The following is a 19,836-nucleotide window of genomic DNA, read 5'->3' as shown; positions in this document are numbered from 1 at the left end:
GCCAAGAGACCCGACCATGTCCGCCTGCCAGACGCCCCTGATCGTCGCCCTGGATTTCCCAACCCGTGAAGCCGCCCTGAAGCTGGCCGACCAGCTCGACCCTGCCCTGTGCCGGGTCAAGGTGGGCAAGGAACTGTTCACCAGCAGTGCTTCGGGCATTGTCGAGACGTTGTGTGCGAAAGGCTTCGAAGTGTTCCTCGACCTCAAGTTCCACGACATCCCAAACACCACCGCCATGGCGGTGAAGGCGGCGGCCGAAATGGGCGTGTGGATGGTAAACGTGCATTGCTCGGGCGGCCTGCGCATGATGTCGGCCTGCCGTGAAGTGCTGGCCCAGCGCAGCGGCCCGCAGCCGTTGCTGATCGGCGTGACGGTGCTTACCAGCATGGAGCGTGAAGACTTGGCCGGCATCGGCCTGGATATCGACCCGCAGGAGCAAGTGCTGCGCCTGGCTGCACTGGCCGAGAAGGCTGGCATGGACGGGCTGGTGTGCTCGGCGCTGGAAGCCACGGCCTTGAAGGCGGCACACCCGTCGCTGCAATTGGTGACACCGGGTATCCGCCCGGCTGGCAGCGCGCAGGATGACCAGCGCCGCATCCTGACCCCGCGCCAGGCACTGGATGCCGGTTCCGACTACCTGGTAATCGGTCGCCCGATCAGCCAGGCAGCAGACCCTGCGCAGGCGCTGGCGGCGGTGGTGGCGGAAATTCGCGGCTGATAGAGGCTGACCCATTATCTGTGGGGGATTAGCCAGCCCTTCTGGCAGCGCTGTCGCGCAGAGAACAAAGCCCGCGAGCGAAGCGGGGGCGGTGGATGGCACCGGCTTTGCCGGTGATCGCGGGCAAGCCCGCTCCTACAGGGATCGCGACAGGTTCTGAAGTTTTGGGCAATAAAGCTGCGCTTGCAGGATGAAAAAAGGGCCGACATGCAGTGCGCATGTCGGCCCTTTTTTGTTGCCCTTGAATCAGGCAATGACCAGTGGCTGGAAGCCCTTGATCAGGTCGTCCAGCGCTTTGATCTGCGCCAGGAACGGCTCCAGCTTGTCCAGCGGCAGGGCGCTCGGGCCGTCGCACTTGGCTTGGTCCGGGTTGGGGTGCGCTTCCAGGAACAGGCCAGCCAGGCCAACGGCCATGCCCGCGCGTGCCAGGTCGACGACCTGTTCGCGGCGGCCGCCGGAGGCAGCGCCCGACGGGTCGCGGTTCTGCAGGGCGTGGGTCACGTCGAAGATGATCGGCAGGTTGTCGCAGGTGCGTTTCATCACGCCAAAGCCCAGCATGTCGACCACCAGGTTGTCGTAGCCCATGCAGGTGCCGCGGTCGCAGAGGATCAGCTGGTCGTTACCGGCTTCCTTGAACTTGTGCACGATGTTCTGCATCTGCGAAGGGCTGAGGAACTGCGGCTTCTTGATGTTGACCGGCTTGCCGGTCTTGGCCAGGGCGACCACCAGGTCGGTCTGGCGGGCCAGGAAGGCGGGCAGCTGCAGCACGTCGACCACTTCGGCGACCGGGGCGCATTGGTAGATTTCATGCACGTCGGTGATGATCGGCACGCCGAATTCGGCCTTCACCTTCTCGAAGATGCGCAGGCCTTCTTCCATGCCAGGGCCACGGTAGGAGTGGATGGACGAGCGGTTGGCCTTGTCGAAGCTGGCTTTGAAGACGTAGGGGATGCCCAGCTTCTGAGTGACGCGCACGTATTCTTCACAGGCCTTCAGGGCAAGGTCTTCGGACTCGAGGACGTTGATACCGCCGAAAAGGACGAACGGGGCGGAGTTGGAGCACTCGATGGTTGGGGTGATCTTGATCATGGTCTTCTCTGTAAATCCCTGTCACTGATTCAGTGGCGATGGGCAATCTTACAAGATCTCGGCTGCCTGTGCCGACGCTTTCGCGGGGCAAGCCCGCTCCCACAGGCCCCCCGCTGAAGTTGAATAGGGAAAGCGTTGGCACAGCCTTACAGCATCCTCAAACCTTCAGCACCAACTTGCCAAAGTTCTCCCCGCTGAACAGCTTGAGCAATGCCTCTGGGAAGGTTTCCAGCCCTTCCACCACGTCCTCCTTGCTCTTGACCTTGCCGCTGGCTAGCCAGCCGGCGATTTCCTGCGCTGCCTTGCCGTACTCCTTGGCGTGGTCCATCACCACAAAGCCTTCCATGCGCGCACGGTTCACCAGCAGCGCCAGGTAGTTGGCCGGGCCTTTGACTGCTTCCTTGTTGTTGTACTGGCTGATCGCGCCGCAGATGACGATGCGGGCCTTGAAGTTGATGCGGGTGAGCACGGCATCGAGGATCTCGCCGCCAACGTTGTCGAAGTACACATCAACGCCTTGCGGGCACTCGCGCTTGAGGCCGGCCAGCACGTCTTCGGCCTTGTAGTCGATGACGCCGTCGAAGCCCAGTTCGTCCTTGAGGTACTGGCATTTCTGCGCGCCGCCGGCGATGCCGACCACGCGGCAGCCTTTGAGCTTGGCGATCTGGCCGACGATGCTGCCGACCGCGCCCGCAGCGCCGGAGATGACCACGGTTTCACCGGCCTTGGGCTGGCCCACGTCGAGCAGTGCGAAATAAGCGGTCATGCCGGTCATGCCCAGGGCCGACAGGTAGCGGGGCAGGGGGGCGAGCTTGGGGTCGATTTTGTGCAAGCCCTGGGGCTCACCGGTGAAGTAGTCCTGTACACCGAGGGCGCCGCTGACGTGGTCGCCGGGCTTGAAGTCGGGGTGGTTGGAGGCCACCACTTCGCCCACGCCGAGGGCGCGCATCACCTGGCCGAGGCCCACGGGCGGGATGTACGACTTGCCTTCATTCATCCAGCCGCGCATGGCTGGGTCCAGCGACAGGTACAGGTTGCGCACCTGGATCTGGCCTTCGGCGGGGGCCTGCGCGGGTACGGTCTCGAAGGTGAAGTCGTCACGGCGCACGGCGCCGACCGGGCGTTTGGCGAGCAGGAAGCGGCGGTTGGTCTGGGTCATGGCAGGGTCCTTGAGGGCAAGAGGCTAAGTAGGCAATTTAACGCGGTGATGCCGGTTGGTCTGCAAAATCACTGGAAAGCATGGTAGCCCAACCGCTGGCCTGATGATGCTGCCCAGTTGGATGAGTGGCTGACTAGACTCTGGTCAAACCCGCGGCCTGTTGTGTGTGGGAGCAGCCATGGGCCGCGGCTGCCACACACAGGCGTGAGCCCGCTTTGAACATTCATTCGCTGTGGAGCTAACGATGAGCATGACCTTTTCCGGCCAGGTAGCCCTGGTCACCGGCGGCGCAGCAGGCATCGGCCGGACGACGGCACTGGCGTTCGCCCGTGAGGGCCTGAAGGTGGTGGTGGCCGACCTCGATCCTGTTGGCGGCGAGGCCACGGTGGCCCTGATTCAACAAGCCGGTGGCCAAGCGCTGTTCGTGGCCTGCGACGTGACCAAGGACGCCGATGTGCGTCACTTGCACGAACAGGTCATCCACGCCTACGGCCGCCTGGACTACGCCTACAACAATGCCGGCATCGAGATCGAGCAGGGCCGCCTGGCCGAGGGCAGCGAGGCGGAGTTCGACGCCATCATGGGCGTCAATGTGAAGGGCGTCTGGCTGTGCATGAAGTACCAGCTGCCCCTGCTGCTGGCCCAGGGCGGTGGGGCGATCGTCAATACCGCCTCGGTGGCCGGTTTGGGCGCAGCGCCGAAGATGAGCATCTACAGCGCCTCCAAGCATGCGGTGATCGGCCTGACCAAGTCGGCGGCCATCGAATATGCCAAGAAGGGCATCCGGGTAAACGCGGTGTGCCCGGCGGTGATCGACACCGACATGTTCCGCCGGGCCTACGAGGCCGACCCGCGCAAGGCCGAGTTCGCTGCGGCGATGCACCCGGTCGGGCGTATCGGCAAGGTCGAGGAAATCGCCAGTGCCGTGCTGTACCTGTGCAGCGATGGTGCCGCTTTCACCACCGGGCACAGCCTGACGGTAGATGGTGGGGCTACTGCAATTTGAGTGGTTCGCTATAGGCGCTGTCGCGAGCGGACACTACCAAGGCCAGTGCGACAGCGGCACACCCCAGCAACAGCACACCCCCGAACATCAGCAACGCCATCCCCGACCCCAGCCGATCACTCAGTACCCCAGTGAAGATCACCGGGACGCTGAACCCCAGGTAGGCGAGCAGGAAGAACCCGGCACTGGCCCGGGTTTTCTCGCTGCCCGCCAGCTGGTTCACCGCCGCCAGCCCGCCCAGGTAGATAAAGCCATAGCAGGCGCTGCTGGCCGCCACCGCGCCCAGCAGCACGGCGCCCAAGTGCCCTGCGTTGGCGCCCCAGGCCAGCAGTGCATAGCTGCACGGCAGTATTGCCAGGCCGAGCAACGTGGCCTTGGTGCTGGCCATGCGCCGCGCCAGGGGCTGGAACAACAGGCCGCAGCTGGTGACGCAGAACGTCGAGAAGCCCGACCAGGCGCTCAGGCCATGCTGGCGCAGTATGCCCGGCAGCAAGGCGATGACCAGGCCGGTGCCGGCCCAGGCCAGCAGAATGGCCAGGCCATACACCGCGCTGCCGCGGGGATAGAAGGGCAGGCGCAGCATGGCGCCACGTTGTGCCGGGCGTGGGTCGGGCAGGCGCCAGGTCAGTACCAGGGCGATGCCAGCCAGCAGCAGTTGCAGATGAAAACTGCCGGGTGTGAGGCTGGGCCCGCGCAGCAGGAACAGGCTGGTCAGCGCCGCGCCGAGGCCAAAGCCCAGCGAGGTGCTCGCAGTTACCCAGTTGGCGGCGCGGGCGCTGCTGGCGCCACCCATCAATTCGCCCATATAGGCCGTTGCAGTGGCTGTGGCCAGGCCGGTACCCAAGCCCAGCACCAGTCGCGCCAGGGCCAGCGTCTGAAGGCCTGGCGCCACCAGCATGAGCAGAGTAGCCAGCATCGACAGCAACAGTGCGGCGATAATCAGCGGCCGCCGCCCAACCCGGTCGGCCAGGCCGCCCAGGGCCAGCAGCACGGGGAGCACACCTACCACATAAGCGGAAAAGGCCACTGCTGTGGCGGCGGCGCCTTGGCCGGAGAGGTCGGCGTAGGTGATGTACAGCGGGGCCTGCAGGTTGACTGCCAGGGTGATCAGGCACAGCGCGAAGGCCAGCAGGGCAGGGTTGGAGCGCGAGGGCATGGGAGGGTCCTGGTTTCGGGGTTGTGAGTACCGGCCCTATCGCCGGCAAGCCGGCTCCCACAGAGTCCTCAGGCGCCTGGGCCATTGGACTTCCCCAAGGGTTGGATGGGTGTCCCACTTCTTGGGGGCAGTCCAGAATCCTCAGGCGCCTGGGCCATTGGACTGCCCCCAGGGTTGGATGGGTGTCCAACTTCTTGGGGGCAGTCCACATTGTGGGAGCCGGCTTGCCGGCGATAGGGCCGGTACTGCCAACAGTGCTGCCAAGCCGAACCCTCAACAAGGCACACCACAATCCTATTTATGCTTAACTGTTCGCTCAAAACCAACAAACACCAAGCCCATGCACCTCCCCCTGGACCGCCAAAGCACAACCCCCCTGGTAAAGCAGCTCACTGACCACCTGCAAGCCTGGATCGAACAGCAGCGCCTGCGCCCCGGCGCGCGCTTGCCATCGATTCGTGCGCTGGCACGCGACCAGGCCGTCAGCGCCTCTTGCGTGATCGAAGCCTACGATCGCCTGGTCGCCAGCGGCTGGCTCGAAGCCCGCCACGGCACCGGCTTCTTCGTCGCTGAGCGCAAATCCGCCATGGCCGCGGACGACGCGCCGGTGTGGGACGAAACCGGTAACGGCAGCTGGCGCCAATTTCGCGAAGGCCATGAGCAATTGCTCAAACTCGGCTGCGGCTGGCTGCCCAGCGCCTGGCGGGCGGACGCCGAACTGGCGCAGGCCATCCGCCAGGTCAGCCGCGGCAATCCGCAGGACCTGTTCGACTACTGCCCGCCCCTGGGCCTGGCCAGCCTGCGCCTGCAGTTGCACAAGCGCCTGGCGCGGCTGGACATCGCCGCCGCCCCCGAGCGCATCCTCACCACCCAGGGCGCCAGCCATGGCCTCGACCTGCTGGTGCGCACGCTGCTGCGCCCAGGCGACACCGTGCTGGTAGAAAACCCCGGCTACTACAACCTCTACAACCTGCTGCGCCAGCACCAGGTGCGCATGCTGCCGGTGCCGCGCACGGTGGCGGGGCCCGACATCGACGTGCTTGAGCGCCTGCTGGCGCAGCACCGGCCCCGCTGCCTGTTCGTCAACAGCTTGTACCAGAACCCGACCGGCACCAGCCTGACGCCCAAAGTGGCCTACCGCCTGCTGGAGCTGGCCCGTGAGCATGACCTGCGCATCGTCGAGGACGATATCTACGCCGACTTCCAGGACGGGCCTGCCACACGCCTGGCCACCCTCGACAGCGAGCAACGGGTGATCTACATGGCCAGCTTCTCCAAGACCCTGAGCAGTTCGCTGCGGGTCGGTTACCTGGTGGCCGACCCGCCGCTGCTGGCGCAACTGGCCGAGCTGAAAATGGTCAGCGGCATCGGCACCTCGCGCTTCGCCGAACAGGTGGTGGGGCAGATGCTCGCCAGCGGCAGCTACCGCAAAAGCACCCAGCGGTTGAGGGGGCGCCTGGCCCAGCACATGGCCAAGCTGCTGGGGCAGCTCGAACAGTACGGTTGGCAGGTGTTCTGCGAGCCTTACGGGGGCATGTTCGTCTGGGCGCGGGTGCCGGGGCGCGACTTCGCCAGCCTTGAGCAGCTGGCCTTGCAGCATGAGGTGCTGCTCACCCCGGGCAGCGCCTTCGACTTCGAAGGCGCTGCCACCGAGTGGCTGCGCATCAATGTCGCCTATGGGCAGGACTCACGTGCCCAGGCCTTCCTCCAGCACGCTGGCGCCGGTCCTGAAAGCTGAAGGGCAGGCGTGGCGTCAATCCACGCCGACGAAGCCACCGGTCTGGTGGTGCCACAAGCGGGCGTACAACCCTTGCTGTTCCAGCAACTCGCTGTGGCTGCCACTCTCAACGATGTGCCCTTGGTCCAGCACCACCAGGCGGTCCATCCGCGCGATGGTCGACAGGCGGTGGGCGATGGCGATCACCGTCTTGCCTTGCATCAGGGTTTCCAGGCTTTCCTGGATCGCCGCTTCAACTTCGGAGTCCAGCGCTGAGGTGGCCTCGTCCATGATCAGGATCGGCGCGTTCTTCAGCAGTACCCGGGCAATTGCGATGCGCTGGCGCTGGCCACCGGACAGCTTGACCCCGCGCTCACCCACATGCGCATCGAAGCCGGTGCGGCCCTGGGCATCCGACAGTTGCGGGATGAACTCGTCGGCACGCGCCCGGCGCACGGCCTCGCGCAACTCCGCCTCGCTGGCGTCGGGGCGCCCGTACAGCAGGTTGTCGCGGATCGAGCGGTGCAGCAGCGAGGTGTCCTGGGTGATCATGCCGATCTGCGCGCGCAGGCTGGCCTGGGTTACCTCGGCGATGTCCTGGCCGTCGATCAGGATGCGCCCGCCCTGCACGTCGTAAAGCCGCAGCAGCAGGTTGACCAGGGTCGACTTGCCGGCGCCCGAAGGCCCGATCAGGCCAATTTTCTCCCCGGGGCGAATGTCCAGGTTCAGCGCTTCGATCACGTTGCGCGCCTTGCCGTAATGGAAGTCGACGTCATCGAAACGCACGGCGCCACGGGTGACTTTCAGCGGCGCTGCATGGGGCTTGTCGGTCACGGTGACCGGCTGGGCGATGGTCTGCAGGCCGTCCTGGACCATGCCGATGTTTTCGAAGATGCCGTTGACCACCCACATGATCCAGCCCGACATGTTGACGATGCGGATCACCAGGCCGGTGGCCAGGGCAATGGCACCCACGGTGATCAGCGACTGGCTCCACAGCCACAGGGCCAGGCCTGTGGTGGTGACTACCAGCAAGCCGTTGAGGGTGGTGATGACCACGTCCATGCTGGTGATTACCCGTGAGGCCAGCTGGGTTTTTTCGGTTTGCTCGCGGATCGCCTCACGGGCGTACTGCTGTTCGTAGTCGGTGTGGGCGAACAGCTTTAGGGTGGCAATGTTGGTGTAGCCGTCGACGATGCGCCCCATCAGCTTGGAGCGGGCATCGGACGAAATCACCGAGCGCTCCTTCACCCGTGGCACGAAGTAGAACAGCGCGGCGACGTAGCCGGCGATCCAGATCAGCAGCGGCAGCATCAGCCGCCAGTCGGCCTCGGCGAACAGCACCAGCGAGGTGATCGCGTAGATCAGCACGTGCCACAGCGCGTCCACCGCCTGCACCGCCGAGTCACGCAGCGAGTTGCCGGTTTGCATGATGCGTTGGGCAATGCGCCCGGCGAAGTCGCTCTGGAAGAAATTCAGGCTCTGCTTGAGCACGTAGGTGTGGTTTTGCCAGCGGATCAGGCTGGTCATGCCGGGGTTGATGGTCTGGTGCACCAACAGGTCGTGCAGGCCGAAGAAAATTGGCCGCAGCAGCAGGACCACCACCAGCATCCAGGTCAGCTCGCCGCTGTGCTCGCTGAAGAAGTTGGCATTGGGTGTGCCCTGGGCCAGGTCGATGATGCGGCTGAGGTAGCTGAACATCGCCACCTCGATCAGCGAGGCGACCAGGCCGACCACCAGCAGGGCGAGAAAACTCGGCCACACCTGGCGCAGGTAATAGAGGTAGAACGGCCACACCTGGGTGGGTGGCGACTCGCTGGGCGCGTCGCGGAAGATGTCGATCAGTTGCTCGAAACGGCGGTACAGCATGGGTGACAACACTCCTGTTCAACCCGACCCTCAGGCGGTTTCACGTCCTTGTGAAGCCTGCGGTCAGTCGATGCGTTTGGCAGACTTGATGAACACCGGGTCGGCCGGCACATCGCGCATGCCTTTCTTCACGGTGGTGGGGGAATTGACGATCTGGTCGACCACTTCCATGCCCTTGGTGACTTTGCCGAACACCGCGTAACCACGGTCACGGCCGGGGTTGAGGAAGTCGTTGTCGGCCACGTTGATGAAGAACTGGCTGGTGGCCGAGTTAGGGTCGGAGGTGCGGGCCATCGACAGCGTGCCGCGGGTGTTCAGCAGGCCGTTGCCGGCTTCGTTGCGGATCGGGTCATTGGTTGGCTTCTGGTTCATTTGCTCGGTAAAACCACCGCCTTGCACCATGAAGCCCGGGATCACGCGGTGGAAGATGGTGTTGTTGTAGAAGCCGCTGTCCACGTACGCGAGGAAGTTCTTGGTACTGATCGGCGCCTTCTCGGCATTGAGCTCGATTTCGACCTGACCGAAGCTGGTGTCCAGCAACACGTGAGGGGTCTTGTCGGAGGCCATGACGCTGGTGGCGAAGGCGACCGAGCAGGCGGTGAGCAGGAGTTTTTTCAGCATGGGCTCAATGATCCTTGAGAGGTGGAAGCGGCTGCGAGGAACTGCAGCAAAGTCTGGTTGAAGACCTCGGGTTGATCGAGGGGCGTAGCGTGCCGGGAATCGTCGATGACTACCAGCTTTGCCTGGGGTATCAGGGCCACGTAACGCTCTTTAAGGTGTATCGGGGTGTAATCGTGGTCGGCGGCGATCACCAGCGTGGGACAGCGAATCTGCCCGATGCGTTCCTGCACGCCCCAGTCGACGATGGCGTCGAAGCTCTTGAGGTAGGCGCGTTTGTCGTTGCGCGCCCAGCGCTCGGCCATCTTCTGGCGCAAGTCGGCCTGTTCGGGCTTGGGGAACAGCCGCTCGGCCAGGCCCTTGCCCACGGTTTCGACACTGAGGATGCGCGCCATGCCCCAGCGCTTGGCCCACCACACCCAGTCGCTGCGGGTGCGGCGCTTGACCTCGGGGGCGCTGTTGACGATGCACAGGCTGCGCAGCCATTGCGGGTGGTCGACGGCAAACTGAAAGCCCACCATGCCGCCCATGGACAGCCCGACGAAGTGCACCGGGCCGGTCTGCAGGTGTTCGAGCAGGGCCAGCAGGTCGGCGCTGAAGGTGGCGATCTGGTAGCCGTCACGGGGCTTGTCGGAGCGGCCGTGGCCGCGGATGTCCATGAGGATCACCCGGTACTGGCGGCTCAGTTCGGGTACTTGCAGTTCCCAGTCCTGGCTGCTGGAGCCCAGGCCGTGCAGCAGCACCAGGGGTTCGCCCTGGCCGTATTCCTGATAATGCAGCGAGCATCCTTCATGTTCGAAATAGGCCATGGGCGCGGTCCTCTCAGGCTTGCGGGGGGGCTGCGAAGGGCACGTCCAGGGGCGCAGTGTCGAAATTGCGCAGCAGGTCGATGAGAATCTGCGTGGCCGGGCCCAGGGTCTTCTCTTTGCTCGAATAAAGGTAGAACAGTGGGTGGCGGCTGCCACCCTGATCGAGCGGCAACGGCTTGAGCACGCCATCGCGCAGTTCGCGTTCGATCATGTGCCGAGGCAGCCAGGCAAAACCCAGGCCGCTGCTGACGAAGGTGGTGGCGGTGCCCAGGCTGCCGACGGTCCAGCGCTGTTCGGCGCCCAGCCAGCCGACATCGCGCGGCTGGGCGCGGCCCGAGTCGCGAATCACCACTTGCAGCTGGCTTTCCAGGTCCTGGAAGGTGATCTCCCGGCCCAGGCGGTGCAGGCCGTGCTCGGGGTGGGCGACGGCGACGAACTCTACCGCGCTCAGTTCCGTGCCCAGGTAGCCGCCGATGCTGTAGCTGCTGATGGCAAGGTCGGCGATGCCTTCGTGCATCACTTCCTCGACCCCCGACAGCACTTCCTCACGCAGGCGCACCCGGCAACCGCGGCTTTGCGGCATGAACGCGGCCAGGGCGCGCACCAGACGGGCGCTGGGGTAGGCGGCATCGACCACCACGCGCACTTCAGCTTCCCAGCCTTGTTCCATGTGGTGGGCCAGGTCTTCGAGCTGGCTGGCCTGCTTCACCAGGTGCCGCGAGCGGCGCAGCAGCACGTTGCCGGCCTCGGTCAGCACGGCCTTGCGGCCATCGATGCGCAGCAGCGGCACGCCCAGTTGCTCCTGCATGCGCGCCACCGTGTAGCTGACCGACGACTGCGACCGGTGCAGGGCTTCGGCGGCCTGGGCAAACCCGCCGTGATCGACCACTGCCTGCAGGGTCCGCCACTGATCCAGGGTTACGCGCGGCGCTTTCATCTTTGGCTCCTGTTGTCCTAAGCTGCGCGCTCACAAGGAGAGCGCCCCATGAAAAAATGTTGTGTGGCAATTTTGCTGTGCCTGCCCCTTGGGGCCATGGCTTACCCCATTGATGTGGAGAAGGAGCTGACCGGGGTCAAGCTGGACTACAACGCCTACGACACCGCCTACGACATCGGTGCCATTACCCTGAACAACTATGGGCAAGTGCCGGCGGCCTGCAAGGTGACGTTCCGCAATGGCCCGGAGGCGCCACGGGTGCGCCGGGTGAATGTACCGGCCGGCAAAAGCGTGGATGTGACGGCCAAATTCAACCGGCAGATCATCAAGCTGCGCATTGCGCTGGACTGCAAAGCGCAATAAAACTGATTAATCGATAGATTGAACCCACTTTTTACGCTTTTTTATCGATAGGTCAAGCCTTAATCTTCCCTCCATCGAATCGCACCCTATTTGCCGATGGAGGCACCCCATGTCCCGCGTACTGATCATCGAAAGCAGCGCCCGCCAGCAGGATTCCGTATCCCGTCAACTGACCCGGGACTTCATCGAGCAGTGGCAAGCGGCGCACCCGGCTGACGAAATCACCGTACGCGACCTGGCCGTCACCCCGGTGCCGCACCTGGACGCCAACCTGCTGGGTGGCTGGATGAAGCCTGAAGAGCAGCGCAGCGCTGCCGAGCTGGACGCGCTGGCGCGTTCCAACGAATTGACCGATGAGTTGCTGGCCGCCGATGTACTGGTGTTGGCTGCGCCGATGTACAACTTCACCATCCCGAGCACCCTGAAGGCCTGGCTGGACCACGTGCTGCGTGCCGGCATCACCTTCAAGTACACCCCAACCGGCCCGCAAGGCCTGCTGACTGGCAAGCGCGCCATCGTCCTGACTGCCCGTGGCGGCATCCACGCCGGCGCCACCAGCGACCACCAGGAACCGTACCTGCGCCAGGTGATGGCATTCATCGGCATCCACGATGTGAACTTCATCCATGCCGAGGGCCTGAACATGAGCGGCGACTTCCACGAGAAAGGCCTCAACCAGGCCAAGGCCAAGCTGGCCGCGGTGGCCTGAGCTTCAACGCATTCCCAACCCTGACACCTTGTTTGCTCCTTGGGTGTACCTGCCCGGCCTTGATGGCCGGGTTTTTTTTTGCCTTTACTGGCCCCATCGCCGGCAAGCCGGCTCCCACAGGGTATGCGGCGCGCTCGCGGGCTTTGTTCTCTGCGCGACAGCGCAGCCCGAAAGGCAGAGAGCGCCGCTGTGCCTGTGGGAGCCGGCTTGCCGGCGATGGGCTGCAACGCAGCCCTTTCCGCACGGTCCGGCGCCCCGGCAAGGCCGCTCCCCAAAAAATAAGCGCAGCCCCCACATTCCTCATGGTTGAACACATCAGCTGCAACCCGCTAAGGTCGCGGCCTTGATTTACGAGAGGCAACCATGGGCTACCTGATAATCGTCGCGCTGATCCAGGCGTTTTCCTTCAGCCTGATCGGCGAGTACCTGGCTGGGCATGTCGACAGCTACTTCGCCGTGCTCGCGCGGGTGTTGCTGGCGGGGCTGGTGTTCCTGCCGCTGACCCGCTGGCGCCAGGTCGAGCCGCGGTTCTTGCGTTCGATGCTGCTGATCGGCGCGCTGCAATACGGCATCACCTATGTCTGCCTGTACCTGAGCTTCCGCGTGCTGACGGTACCGGAGGTGCTGTTGTTCACCATCCTCACCCCGCTGCACGTGACCTTGATCGAAGATGCCCTTAACCGCCGCTTCAACCCTTGGGCACTGCTCGCGGCCCTGGTAGCGGTCGCGGGCGCGGCGGTTATTCGCTTCGACAGCATCAGTGGCGACTTCTTCATCGGCTTCCTGTTGCTGCAACTGGCCAACTTCACCTACGCCGCCGGCCAAGTGTTGTACCGCCACCTGGTCGCCCGCCACCCCAGCGACCTGCCGCACTACAAGCGCTTCGGCTACTTCTACCTGGGCGCATTGATCGTGGTGCTGCCGGCCTTCCTGCTGTTCGGCAACGCCCAGCACCTGCCGAGCACCGACGTGCAATGGCTGGTGCTGCTGTTCCTCGGCTTGTGCCCGACGGCACTGGGGCTGTACTGGTGGAACAAAGGCGCGTGCCTGGTTTCCGGTGGCACCCTGGCGGTGATGAACAACTTGCACGTGCCGGTAGGGCTGCTGCTCAACCTGCTGATCTGGAACCAGCACGAGCCCCTGGGGCGGCTGTTCATCGGTGGTGCAATCATCCTGGCGTCGGTGTGGCTCAGCCGCCTGGGCAACCGCACCGAAGCAGCGCTGCCCGGCAAGGCGTGATATGCACACCATCTTCGTCATCGTTGCACCGATCTTTGCCCTGATCCTGGTCGGTTACCTGTGCCGTCGCACCAACAAGCTTGGCGACAAGGCTGCGGCCGAGATCAACAAGATGGTGGTCTGGCTGTGCCTGCCGGCCTTGCTGTTCAAGGTGACGGCCACCGCGACCTGGAGCGAGATCTGGCACCCGGGCTTTATCGTCGCGTTTGGTGCGGGGGCGCTGGCGATGTTCGTGGCCACGCTGGCTTGGCGCCTGTACAGCGGCCATGGCCTGGTGGCGGCGAGCATCGACGGGCTCAGCGCAGGCTATGCCAACACCGGCTATATCGGCATCCCGCTGTGCCTGCTGCTGTTTGGCCAGCCAGGGCTGCAGCCGGCGCTGATCTCGTCGCTGATCGTGGTGTGCCTGGTGTTCGCGATCTCACTGACGCTCATCGAGATCGGCCTGCAGGAAGAGCGGCAGATTGGCCGCGCCATGGTGGTGGTGTGCAAGGCGCTGGCGAAGAACCCGTTGGTGATTTCGCCGGTGCTGGGGGCTGCCTGGGCCATGTCGGGCTTGGGCCTGGCGGAACCGGTGATGCACTTTCTGGACATGCTGGCCTTGGCAACCACGCCGTGCGCGCTGGTGTCGCTGGGGGCGTTTCTGGCAGAAAAACGCACGGGCGCCCAGGCCAGCCCTTGGCCACTGGTGGCGATGAAGCTGGTGGGGCAGCCGGCGTTGACCTGGGTGCTGGCGTTCAAGGTGTTCAGCCTGCCGACGATGTGGGCGGCGTCCGCCGTGCTGCTGGCGGCGCTGCCGACCGGGACCGGGCCGTTCATGTTGGCCGAATACTACAACCGGGAGGCGGGGCTGATTTCGCGGACCATCCTGTTGTCGACGGTGGCTTCGCTGGTGACCTTGACCGGGTTGTTGTACCTGCTGGGGTATGCGGGGTAGTCAAGGGCCCTATCGCGGGCAAGCCCGCTCCTACAGGTTTTGCGCAGGTCTCAGGCCTGCGCTGTACCTGTAGGAGCTGGCTTGCCGGCGATAGGGCCGCAAAGCGGCCCCGACAATCTCAAGCCTCGCTCAGTTCTTCCAGCCGCTGCGGCACACGCCCAGCCAACCCCACCCGCATGTCATTCCCACTCGGCTGCTGATACAAACTCAGCCCAAACTCCGGCAACACCGCCAGCAGGTAATCGAAGATATCCCCCTGAATCCGCTCGTACTCGGCCCACACCGTGGTCGTGGTGAAGCAGTAGATCTCCAGCGGCACCCCTTCGGCGCCGGTCTGCATCTGCCGGACCATGCAGGTCATGCCCTGGTGCACATTGGGGTGGTTCCTCAGGTAAGCCAGGGCAAAGGCGCGGAAGGTGCCGATGTTGGTCAGCTTGCGGCGGTTGGCAGCAAGTTCCGCCACCGGCCCCAGCGCCTCGTTCCAGGTCTGCAGCTCCTGGCGCTTGCCGGCCAGGTAGTCGCCCAGCAGGCGCACCCCGCTCAGGCGCTGTTCTTCTTCGCGGGTCAAAAATCGCACACCGGCCGCATCGATGAACAGGCTGCGCTTGATCCGCCGCCCGCCCGATTGCTGCATGCCGCGGTAGTTGCGGAACGACTCGCTCATCAAGCGCCAGGTGGGGATGGAGACGATGGTCTTGTCGAAGTTCTGCACCTTCACCGTGTGCAAGGTGATGTCCACCACATCGCCGTCAGCGCCTACCTGGGGCATTTCGATCCAGTCGCCCACGTGCAGCATGTCGTTGCTGGTCAACTGCACGCTGGCCACGAACGACAGCAAGGTGTCCTTGTACACCAACAGCAGCACCGCCGACATCGCACCCAGGCCCGACAGCAGCAACAGTGGCGAGCGGTCGATCAACGTGGCGACGATGACAATGGAAGCGAAGATCCACAGCATCATCTTGGCCAGCTGCACGTAGCCCTTGATCGAGCGGGTGCGGGCGTGTTCGGTGCGGGCATAGATGTCCAGCAGGCCATCGAGCAGGCACGACAGCGCCAGGGTCATGAACAGCAGGGTAAAGGCCAGCGCGACATTGCCGAGGAAGTGCTGGGCGGTGTCGGACAGCTCCGGCACCAGCTTCAGGCCGAACTGGATGACCAGCGACGGTGTGGTTTGCGCCAGGCGGTGGAAAACCTTGTTGTGACGCAGGTCGTCGAGCCACTTGAGCGCTTGCTGGCGTGCCAGCAGGCGCGTGGCATGCAGAACCAGAAACCGCGCCAGGCGGCCCATTACCAGGGAAATCAGCAGCAGCACGGCCAGGCCGATGGCGGCGTGGAGCATGGGGTGTTGGTCGAGGGTGCCCCACAGGTCGAGGCTGTCACGCCAGATTTTTTGCATATCCATGAGCTTTAGAACGGTCTTTGCTTGCGAAACGAAGCGCCATTAGAGCGCGGATGGCGACAAAGTTGCCAAAAGAAATTCGGCTACGGCGGCAGAAAACGTTACCCTATGCAACTGAATTTCCCCGCACTTGCCTGAGGTTACCTCCGTGTTCTCCCAATTCGCCCTGCATGAACGCCTGCTTAAAGCCGTGGCCGAGCTTAAATTCGTCGAGCCAACCCCGGTGCAGGCCGCGGCCATCCCCCTGGCCCTGCAAGGGCGCGACCTGCGCGTGACCGCGCAGACCGGCAGCGGCAAGACCGCAGCTTTCGTCCTGCCGCTGCTCAACCGCCTGGTCGACCTGAAAGGCGGGCGCGTCGAGATCCGTGCGCTGATCCTGCTGCCAACCCGCGAGCTGGCCCAGCAGACCCTCAAGCAAGTGCAGCTGTTCTCGCAGTTCACCTACATCAAGGCGGGCCTGGTCACTGGCGGTGAAGACTTCAAGGAACAGGCCGCCATGTTGCGCAAGGTGCCGGACGTGCTGATCGGCACCCCGGGCCGCCTGCTCGAACAGCTCAATGCCGGCAACCTCGACCTGTCCCATGTGCAGGTGCTGATCCTCGACGAAGCCGACCGCATGCTCGACATGGGCTTTGCCGAAGACATGGAGCGCCTGTGCAAGGAATGCGAGAACCGCGAGCAAACCCTGCTGTTCTCTGCCACCACGGGCGGTGCGGCCCTGCGCGACATCATCGGCAAGGTGCTGAAAGACCCTGAGCACCTGATGCTCAACAGTGTCTCGCAACTGGCCGAAGGCACCCGTCAGCAGGTCATCACCGCTGACCACGACCAGCACAAAGAGGCCATCGTGCAGTGGCTGCTGGCCAACGAAAAATTCGACAAGGCGATCATCTTCACCAATACCCGCCTGCTCGCCGATCGCATCTACGGCCACCTGGTGGCCAAGGATGTGAAGGCCTTCGTGCTGCACGGTGAAAAGGACCAGAAGGACCGCAAGCTGGCCATCGAGCGCTTCAAGCAGGGCAGCTCCAAGGTGCTGGTCGCCACCGACGTGGCGGCCCGTGGCCTGGACATCGACGGCCTGGACCTGGTGATCAACTTCGACATGCCGCGCAGCGGCGACGAGTACGTGCACCGCATCGGCCGTACTGGCCGTGCCGGCGGCGAAGGCCTGGCGATCTCGCTGATCACCCACAATGACTGGAACCTGATGTCCAGCATCGAGCGCTACCTCAAGCAGCAGTTCGAACGCCGGGTGATCAAGGAAGTGAAAGGCACCTACAACGGGCCGAAGAAGGTCAAGGCGTCGGGCAAGGCGGCCGGCACCAAGAAGAAAAAGACCGAGAAGAAGAGCGGCGACAAGAAGGCCACTGCCAAGCGCAAGCCGACTGCCAAGCCGAAGGCCAACGCACCGCTGACCAGCTCCGATGGCCTGGCGCCGCTGAAGAAGCGCAAGCCTGCGGCTGAGTAATCAGCCTGCGCCATCGCGAAAAAGCCGACCCCTAGTCGGCTTTTTTCTCTGCCTCCTTCAGCTCCTTGATTCGCTTGTCGATCAGCTGACACTTGTCGGGCAAGTCCTTGCTCGCCGTCCCCAGCTCCATCCCCTGGAGCTCATCGTTGATCTCCTTGGCCTTCTGCGGGTTCTGTTCGGTCAGCTGGCTCACCAGCCCGGCCAGTTCTTCACGCTTCTGTGTGGCCTCTTCCGGCGTGCATGCCCAGGCGGGCAGGGCGCAGAACAGGGCGGTTGCACAGGCGATGCGTAGCAGCGGTTTCATCCTTTATACCTCCGGCGGTGTTCATGATCGATGGAGGAACTGAGGGCTTGGAAGTTCAGCGCTAGTGACGAGAGGGTCTCCGATTTCCCTCGCGACTGTAGGCCTTTTCTGAATAGCCTCCTGGCCCATTGATGCGTGTGCAAGGTTCTCCTAGTCTCGCAATCAAAGAGGAGGTATCGTATGTACATCTGTAAATACAAGGCGCCCCATGATATTTGAGTGGGACGCAACGAAAAATCAAACCAATATCCGCAAGCACGGTATTGACTTCGCTGATGTCCCCGACATGTTCAACCATCCTATGTTGACCTTGCGGGACGATCGCGCAGATTACGCTGAGGAGCGCTGGATAGGCTTGGGATGGCTCAAGGCCTTGCTTGGCGTGGTCGTGTACACGGAGAGGCAGGGTGAGGTCATCCGGATCATATCTGCACGTAAAGCCACCAGATGGGAGGCCAAATACTATGACCAAATCATCGAAAACTGATTGGAGCCGCCTGGCTCAGATGGACGACAAAGATATAGATACCTCGGATATCCCGGCGTTGGACGAGGCTTTTTTTCAGCAGGCCGAACTGCGTGTGCCGGCGAAGCAGGCAGTGACTATCCGCCTGGATTCTGATGTGCTTGCATGGTTCAAGGACCAAGGTGCGGGTTATCAGACGCGGATCAATCTGCTGCTGCGTCAATACATGCAGGCCCAGCAGCGCCAGCGCTGAGATCTTTTGGAACGCTGCAGACCCCCCACCGGTCCCAAGCTGTGTATTCCTTTCGTCCACAGCAAGAGGCCACTGCCATGAGCACCACCTACGACTGGGACCTGATCGAGCGCTTGCTGCACGAGGTGCAGAACGGTGCCGGTCACAGCTTCACGCCACGCCCCTATGCCGAGCAGCATGCCGCGGCCAAGGCCGCCGAGGGCCAGCCGGTGGGGGATGTCGACCATCTGAAAACCCGTGCCTGCGAGTATGAGAAACTGCTGTTCGAGCGCGGCTTCGTCGAAAGCCGCCCGCCTGAGGAGGGCGGCAACGGCGAGAACTTCGTGCTCACCGAGCGGGGTTCGCGGCTGTTGAGCCTGATCGACAGCAGCATCCCGGGCTTCGAGCACCCTCGTCAGGTGCTGGATGAACAGGAAGATGCGCTGGACGAAACCACTTTCGAGCACGTTTCTGCAAAAGCGCAGATCGCTTGAGGTCGTTTTGAGGCTGGCAAGGTTGGGCATGGAAAACCGATAATCGGCATTCCTTGAAGTCTGCCGAGCCATGCCCATGCTATTGATCTACCAGGAGGGCCGCCCATGAGCGCGGCCCGCAAGAACCCCGATGCCTTCGCCTTCCAGGTGATGCTAGGGCTGTGCCTGATCTGGGGCTGCCAACAGGTACTGATCAAAACGGCGGCGGTCGACATTGCCCCGGTGATGCAGGCAGCGCTGCGTAATGGCCTGGCCGCGGTGCTGGTGGGGCTGATGATCTGCTGGCGAGGTGGCTGGGGCCAGGTAGGCAGTACCTGGCGTGGCGGGCTGCTGGCTGGCGCGCTGTTTGGCCTTGAGTTCCTGTTTATTGCCGAGGGGCTGAAGCTCACCTCGGCGGCGCACATGTCTGTCTTCCTCTATACCGCACCGGTGTTTACCGCCCTTGGGCTGCACTTCATGCTGCCCAGCGAGCGCCTGCGCCTGCTGCAGTGGCTGGGTATCCTGCTGGCTTTTGGCGGCATTGCCACGGCGTTTGCCGGAGGAATGTCGTTTGCCGAGATGGACGGGCGCATGCTGCTGGGCGATGCCTTTGGCGTGCTGGCCGGGCTCGCGTGGGGCGCGACCACGGTGGTGGTGCGTGGCTCGCGGTTGTCGGAGGCGCCGGCGACATTGACGCTGTTTTACCAGCTGGCGGTCGGCTTTGTCGGGTTGCTCTGCATTGCCTTGCTAAGCGGGCAGATCGGCAGGGTGTCGTGGACGCCATTGGCGATCGGCAGTGTATTGTTCCAAGGCATTGTGGTCTCGTTCGTCAGCTACCTGACCTGGTTCTGGTTGCTGCGTAAGTACCTGGCCTCGAACCTGGCGGTGTTTTCGTTCATCACCCCATTGTTCGGCGTGACCTTTGGCGTGCTGTTGCTGGATGAGCCGTTGAGTGTGAATTTTGTGCTCGGGGCTGTGATGGTGTTGCTCGGGGTGGTGCTGGTCAGTGCCGAGCCTTGGGTGAAGCAGCAATTGCGCAGGTTTGTGGGATAGGCGTAACTGTCACGGGCCCTTCTTCGGCAAGCCTCCACCCACAGGCACAGCACAGCATTCAAGACCCGCGCAGCACATGTGGGAGCCGGCTTGCCGGCGATAGGGCCGG

At 63.6% G+C, this 19,836-nt stretch carries 21 protein-coding genes; 12 read left to right on the top strand and 9 right to left on the bottom strand.

Annotated features, from left to right (window positions below; all coding sequences use genetic code 11):
- Positions 1 to 16 precede the first annotated feature (16 nt).
- Positions 17 to 718 carry an orotidine-5'-phosphate decarboxylase gene (gene pyrF / locus ABEH27_RS19935; protein WP_346615209.1) on the top strand — a complete coding sequence of 234 codons (702 nt, stop codon included), beginning with the start codon at positions 17 to 19 and terminating at the stop codon, positions 716 to 718.
- Positions 719 to 964: 246 nt separating this feature from the next.
- On the opposite strand, the gene kdsA is transcribed toward pyrF, so the two are convergent.
- On the bottom strand, positions 965 to 1,807 hold the full coding sequence (gene kdsA / locus ABEH27_RS19930; RefSeq protein ID WP_346615208.1) for a 3-deoxy-8-phosphooctulonate synthase: 843 nt from the start codon (positions 1,805 to 1,807) through the stop codon (positions 965 to 967).
- A 157-nt stretch (positions 1,808 to 1,964) separates the two neighbouring features.
- The gene (locus ABEH27_RS19925; protein WP_346615207.1) at positions 1,965 to 2,966 is read right to left on the bottom strand and encodes an NADP-dependent oxidoreductase; all 1,002 of its coding nucleotides are present in this window, start codon (positions 2,964 to 2,966) and stop codon (positions 1,965 to 1,967) included.
- A 244-nt stretch (positions 2,967 to 3,210) separates the two neighbouring features.
- Here ABEH27_RS19925 and ABEH27_RS19920 point away from each other — a divergent pair, with 244 nt between their 5' ends.
- Complete coding sequence (locus ABEH27_RS19920) at positions 3,211 to 3,972, top strand: SDR family oxidoreductase (RefSeq protein WP_346615206.1); 762 nt, start codon at positions 3,211 to 3,213, stop codon at positions 3,970 to 3,972.
- Here the strand turns inward: ABEH27_RS19920 and ABEH27_RS19915 are convergent.
- Complete coding sequence (locus tag ABEH27_RS19915; RefSeq protein ID WP_346615205.1) at positions 3,959 to 5,128, bottom strand: MFS transporter; 1,170 nt, start codon at positions 5,126 to 5,128, stop codon at positions 3,959 to 3,961. The two genes, ABEH27_RS19920 and ABEH27_RS19915, sit on opposite strands and share 14 nt — an antisense overlap.
- 340 nt (positions 5,129 to 5,468) lie before the next feature.
- Between ABEH27_RS19915 and ABEH27_RS19910 the strand changes: the two genes are divergently transcribed.
- The gene (locus ABEH27_RS19910) at positions 5,469 to 6,866 is read left to right on the top strand and encodes a PLP-dependent aminotransferase family protein (protein ID WP_346615204.1); all 1,398 of its coding nucleotides are present in this window, start codon (positions 5,469 to 5,471) and stop codon (positions 6,864 to 6,866) included.
- 15 nt (positions 6,867 to 6,881) lie between these two features.
- Here ABEH27_RS19910 and ABEH27_RS19905 read toward each other — a convergent pair whose 3' ends face one another.
- The 4 genes from ABEH27_RS19905 to ABEH27_RS19890 all read right to left on the bottom strand — a co-directional run bounded on the left by ABEH27_RS19905 (position 6,882) and on the right by ABEH27_RS19890 (position 11,078).
- Positions 6,882 to 8,714: an ABC transporter ATP-binding protein gene (locus ABEH27_RS19905; RefSeq protein WP_346615203.1), complete on the bottom strand. Its 1,833-nt coding sequence runs from the start codon at positions 8,712 to 8,714 to the stop codon at positions 6,882 to 6,884.
- A gap of 63 nt (positions 8,715 to 8,777) precedes the next feature.
- Positions 8,778 to 9,335, bottom strand: coding sequence for a peptidylprolyl isomerase (locus ABEH27_RS19900; RefSeq protein WP_346615202.1), 558 nt, complete (start codon positions 9,333 to 9,335; stop codon positions 8,778 to 8,780).
- A complete protein-coding gene (locus ABEH27_RS19895; RefSeq protein WP_346615201.1) occupies positions 9,329 to 10,141 on the bottom strand; it encodes an alpha/beta hydrolase in 813 nt (270 codons plus the stop codon). The genes ABEH27_RS19900 and ABEH27_RS19895 overlap by 7 nt, the downstream gene beginning before the upstream one ends.
- Positions 10,142 to 10,154: 13 nt before the next feature.
- On the bottom strand, positions 10,155 to 11,078 hold the full coding sequence (locus ABEH27_RS19890; protein WP_346615200.1) for a LysR family transcriptional regulator: 924 nt from the start codon (positions 11,076 to 11,078) through the stop codon (positions 10,155 to 10,157).
- Positions 11,079 to 11,126: 48 nt separating this feature from the next.
- Here ABEH27_RS19890 and ABEH27_RS19885 point away from each other — a divergent pair, with 48 nt between their 5' ends.
- The 4 genes from ABEH27_RS19885 (at position 11,127) to ABEH27_RS19870 (ending at position 14,326) form a co-directional block, all read left to right on the top strand.
- Positions 11,127 to 11,441: a 3-phosphoglycerate kinase gene (locus ABEH27_RS19885; RefSeq protein WP_346615199.1), complete on the top strand. Its 315-nt coding sequence runs from the start codon at positions 11,127 to 11,129 to the stop codon at positions 11,439 to 11,441.
- 109 nt (positions 11,442 to 11,550) lie between these two features.
- Positions 11,551 to 12,150, top strand: coding sequence for an FMN-dependent NADH-azoreductase (locus ABEH27_RS19880; RefSeq protein ID WP_346615198.1), 600 nt, complete (start codon positions 11,551 to 11,553; stop codon positions 12,148 to 12,150).
- Between the two features lie 363 nt (positions 12,151 to 12,513).
- The gene (locus tag ABEH27_RS19875) at positions 12,514 to 13,389 is read left to right on the top strand and encodes a carboxylate/amino acid/amine transporter (RefSeq protein ID WP_346615197.1); all 876 of its coding nucleotides are present in this window, start codon (positions 12,514 to 12,516) and stop codon (positions 13,387 to 13,389) included.
- 1 nt (position 13,390) lies between these two features.
- The gene (locus tag ABEH27_RS19870; protein ID WP_346615196.1) at positions 13,391 to 14,326 is read left to right on the top strand and encodes an AEC family transporter; all 936 of its coding nucleotides are present in this window, start codon (positions 13,391 to 13,393) and stop codon (positions 14,324 to 14,326) included.
- Between the two features lie 118 nt (positions 14,327 to 14,444).
- On the opposite strand, the gene ABEH27_RS19865 is transcribed toward ABEH27_RS19870, so the two are convergent.
- A complete protein-coding gene (locus tag ABEH27_RS19865; RefSeq protein ID WP_346615195.1) occupies positions 14,445 to 15,731 on the bottom strand; it encodes a mechanosensitive ion channel family protein in 1,287 nt (428 codons plus the stop codon).
- A 145-nt stretch (positions 15,732 to 15,876) separates the two neighbouring features.
- Between ABEH27_RS19865 and ABEH27_RS19860 the strand changes: the two genes are divergently transcribed.
- On the top strand, positions 15,877 to 17,199 hold the full coding sequence (locus ABEH27_RS19860) for a DEAD/DEAH box helicase (protein ID WP_346615194.1): 1,323 nt from the start codon (positions 15,877 to 15,879) through the stop codon (positions 17,197 to 17,199).
- A gap of 31 nt (positions 17,200 to 17,230) precedes the next feature.
- Here ABEH27_RS19860 and ABEH27_RS19855 read toward each other — a convergent pair whose 3' ends face one another.
- Entirely contained in the window at positions 17,231 to 17,503 is a 273-nt protein-coding gene (locus ABEH27_RS19855) for a hypothetical protein (RefSeq protein ID WP_046788065.1), read from the bottom strand.
- A gap of 208 nt (positions 17,504 to 17,711) precedes the next feature.
- Here ABEH27_RS19855 and ABEH27_RS19850 point away from each other — a divergent pair, with 208 nt between their 5' ends.
- From ABEH27_RS19850 to ABEH27_RS19835, 4 genes are all read left to right on the top strand, one after another.
- Positions 17,712 to 17,990: a BrnT family toxin gene (locus tag ABEH27_RS19850; RefSeq protein WP_346615193.1), complete on the top strand. Its 279-nt coding sequence runs from the start codon at positions 17,712 to 17,714 to the stop codon at positions 17,988 to 17,990.
- On the top strand, positions 17,968 to 18,222 hold the full coding sequence (locus tag ABEH27_RS19845; RefSeq protein ID WP_346615192.1) for a BrnA antitoxin family protein: 255 nt from the start codon (positions 17,968 to 17,970) through the stop codon (positions 18,220 to 18,222). Before ABEH27_RS19850 ends, ABEH27_RS19845 begins: the two co-directional genes overlap by 23 nt.
- Positions 18,223 to 18,299: 77 nt before the next feature.
- Positions 18,300 to 18,695, top strand: coding sequence for a transcriptional regulator (locus tag ABEH27_RS19840; protein ID WP_346615191.1), 396 nt, complete (start codon positions 18,300 to 18,302; stop codon positions 18,693 to 18,695).
- A 105-nt stretch (positions 18,696 to 18,800) separates the two neighbouring features.
- Complete coding sequence (locus ABEH27_RS19835) at positions 18,801 to 19,727, top strand: DMT family transporter (protein ID WP_346615190.1); 927 nt, start codon at positions 18,801 to 18,803, stop codon at positions 19,725 to 19,727.
- Positions 19,728 to 19,836 lie beyond the last annotated feature (109 nt).

This window comes from Pseudomonas sp. P39-UII1 (assembly GCF_039672635.1).
Classification (GTDB): domain Bacteria; phylum Pseudomonadota; class Gammaproteobacteria; order Pseudomonadales; family Pseudomonadaceae; genus Aquipseudomonas.
Note: the sequence above shows the minus strand (reverse complement) of the source record. Positions and strands in the feature narration are given on the sequence as shown.